The organism is Fibrobacter sp. UWEL (assembly GCF_900142535.1).
Lineage (GTDB): Bacteria > Fibrobacterota > Fibrobacteria > Fibrobacterales > Fibrobacteraceae > Fibrobacter.
Genome location: NZ_FRBE01000049.1, coordinates 1 through 3,270 on the forward strand (window position 1 = coordinate 1; position 3,270 = coordinate 3,270).

Annotated in this window: 1 protein-coding gene; it reads left to right on the forward strand. The window is 50.4% G+C overall.

The window, feature by feature from the left end; all coding sequences use genetic code 11:
• Nucleotides 1–186: 186 nt before the first annotated feature.
• Entirely contained in the window at nucleotides 187–2,769 is a 2,583-nt protein-coding gene (locus tag BUB59_RS15680; protein ID WP_073231406.1) for a fibrobacter succinogenes major paralogous domain-containing protein, read from the forward strand.
• The last annotated feature ends 501 nt before the right edge of the window (nucleotides 2,770–3,270 follow it).

The following is a 3,270-nucleotide window of genomic DNA, read 5'->3' on the forward strand; positions in this document are numbered from 1 at the left end:
AATGGAAGTTATTGATAACAAAATAATTTACTCCATTGTCAAGAATAACCTAAGCGATTTTGTTGAATTTGCTGCGAGCATTGCCCGCTTGTAAGGGCTGAGTTAGCACTTATCTGTTGCACTCATCTATAAAAAAACGTATATTCCTATTTATAGACAACCTCCATTTTACCCTAGGAGTTTTATATGCGTAAAAAGATTTCGCTGATGCTTCCGCTGCTTTGTGCCCCGTTGGCCTTTTGGGCCTGCGGTGACGGCGAGTCCAATTCCGGGACCTCTGCAAATGGTTCCGTTTCTGAGGCCGATTTGGTTGTTGCGACTTTCGATGATTTGCCTGTTTGCAGCGACAAGCGGGAGGGCGCTACCGCCTACGTGAAGGATGAAAAGACCGCCTACATCTGCGAAGACGGCAAATGGATTTCCGATGACGAAACGGACGGCGACGATTCCTCGTCGAGTGTCAAGCCTAGTTCCTCTTCATCTGACAAAATAGACTCTTCTTCATCTGTCAAGCCTAGTTCCTCCTCCTCTGTCAACCCAGGCTCTTCCAGTAGCAAGAAGGACGACCCGATGTCCAGTAGCAGTTTCAAGTATGAGCAGGATTCCACGGCCTACGAACAGCCTGATGTTGTGAAGGTGAAGGATAAGTCCATTGCAGGCGTTAGCCAAAAGGGACCGTTTGTGACGGGTTCGGCGGTTAAGCTTTATGAACTGGATGGCGAAACCTACGCACAGACCGGCAAGAGCTTTACGGGCAAGATTACCAGCGACAACGGTGAGTTCGGAGTATCTAGCGTTACCTTGGCTAGCCAGTATGCATTGCTCGAAGCCAGCGGCTACTACCGCAATGAAGTCAGCGGTAAAAAGTCTGGCGGTACCATTACCTTGAACGCACTTACAGACCTTAGCGACCGCGAAAAGGTGAACATCAACTTGCTGACTCACCTTGAATATGAACGCGCCCTTTACCTGGTGGGCACCGGCGTGAATGTTCCTGCTGCCAAGAAACAGGCCGAAGCAGAAATCTTCAACGCCTTTGGTATCCAGGGCGATTTTGCGAACTCCGAAGACCTGAACATCTTTAGCAAGGGCGAGGGTAATGCCGCCCTTTTGGCCTTCAGCATTTTGATGCAGGGTAATCGCAGCGAAGCGGAACTCACGGAACTTTTGACAAAGTTCGCAACCGACATCGAGAAGGATGGCGAATGGAATGACGCTTCCACTAAGGCAAAGATTGCGGACTGGGCTAACGAACAAGACTTGAATGGCAAGCTATCTTCGATTCGTTCCAACATCAATAGCTGGGGGTTGGGTTCGGCTCCGGACTTTGAAAAGTATGTGCGCAATTTCTGGTATGCAAATTATGGCCTTGAGGCTTGCGAAGCCGATAGCAAGGGCGTGGTTGCCGCAACCACCAATGAACTTGTTGAAGCCTATGGTACTAAAACCCGCTATATCTGTAATGGCGAGGGTTGGGTAGAAGCTAGCGACATTGAAAAGGACACTTACCAGTGGGCTGCCGGCGAAGATGGCGAAATCAAGCAGGGAAGCGTAACCAAGTCCGTGAACTATGTTTACGACGGCGCTAAAAATGCTTGGAGAAACGCCTCCACGGTTGAAGCCGCCCTTGGCGGTTGCACCGAAACTCGCGAAGCCGACATTTCTTTGAATACGGGCAAGGTGAATGGAACCTGGTACATTTGCAAGAACCGCAAGTGGGAATCCACCAACAACATTACCGTTGATACCCAGGGTTGGGTAGAAGGTAGCGATGGTGATATCAAGAAGGGGGACTCCACCGATGTGCAGTACAAGTACGACGAGGCCCTGGATCAGTGGGTGGCTACGAATGCAAATGATGTGAGCCTGGGCCTAATGGGCTGCACCACCAACCGCACCGGCGAAATCGGCAAGAGCGGCGAAACTTACTACGTGTGCAAGAACAGCAACTGGCAGGTGGCTGCAGAAATAGACTACGACACCTATGGCGAAAAGTGCACCAGTGCCGAAGTGGGCAAGACCATGAACGGCAAGGAGACTGCAACCAACAAGTACTACTGCTCTAGCAAGGGCTGGGTAAGCCTGATGGGTGACTGGACCTTTGACGTGCCGAAGGAGGCTCGCCTGAATCCGGAAATCACCTACGGCACCATGACTGACAAACGCGACTATAAAAAGTACAAGACTGTAAAGATCGGTGATCAGGTGTGGATGGCCGAGAACCTGAACTATGCCGATTCTACAAAAATGCCGAGCCTGAAGGGTAAGTCCTGGTGCTATGACGATAAGGCCGAAAATTGTGATGTAACCGGTCGCCTTTACACCTGGGCTGCGGCCATTGACTCCGTTGCACTGGCAAACGATGCAGACAATCCTCAGACCTGCGGTTATGGTAAGACCTGTACGCTGCCGACAGTTGTTCAAGGCGTGTGCCCCGAGGGCTGGCACCTGCCGAGTTATGATGAATGGGAGACCTTGTTCAAGGCTGTTGGTGGTTTCAGCGCTGCTGGTAAGGCTCTTAAGTCGGGCAGTGGCTGGTACAGCAATGGCAACGGAACGGATACCTACGGCTTCTCCGCGCTCCCTGCAGGCTACAGAAACAACAATGGCAATTTCTACAATGCCGGCAACTTCGCCCTCTTCTGGTCTGCTAGCGAGAACGATAGCTACAACGCCTATTACATGTACTTGGGCTACTTCAGCGAGAATGCCTACATGGACAACAACGATAAGTACTACGGTAGCTCCGTTCGTTGTCTCCAGAACTGAAGCAAGGCGAGTGCCTCGCCAGAACGCTTGCGTTATGGCATGGTCGAGCCGCAGCGAAGTGGCGTGTGAACGCCACTCTAACTAGAGGTGCGTAGCACCACTAGCACGCGCCAGCTATACAGCGAGACTTCGAACTTTAGTTCTTTAGTCGCTGTTATCCACTCTGTGGACAAAGCAGGCGCGTAGGTCCGTTCCAAAAGGGCGAAGCCCAAAGGGAACGGACCCGGCGAAGCCGAAAAAAAACATCCCCGCCCCAAAAGGGCGGGGCGATTTTTTTTGGGGAAAAGTGACTAATGTCAAAATATGACACTTGTGTAATCTATATTTGCTTGTGTAACAATAAGGTGAATGTGGAATGAAAATTGAAAAAATTTATAGCATAGAGTCGCAAAACCGGTGTGAAATCCATTTAGTTCGCGATAGTAAATTCTGGCAGGCCTGGGAACGATCTTCATTTCTGTTCAGTAAGTTGTTCCGACCGTTTAAAATCAATGCCCGATT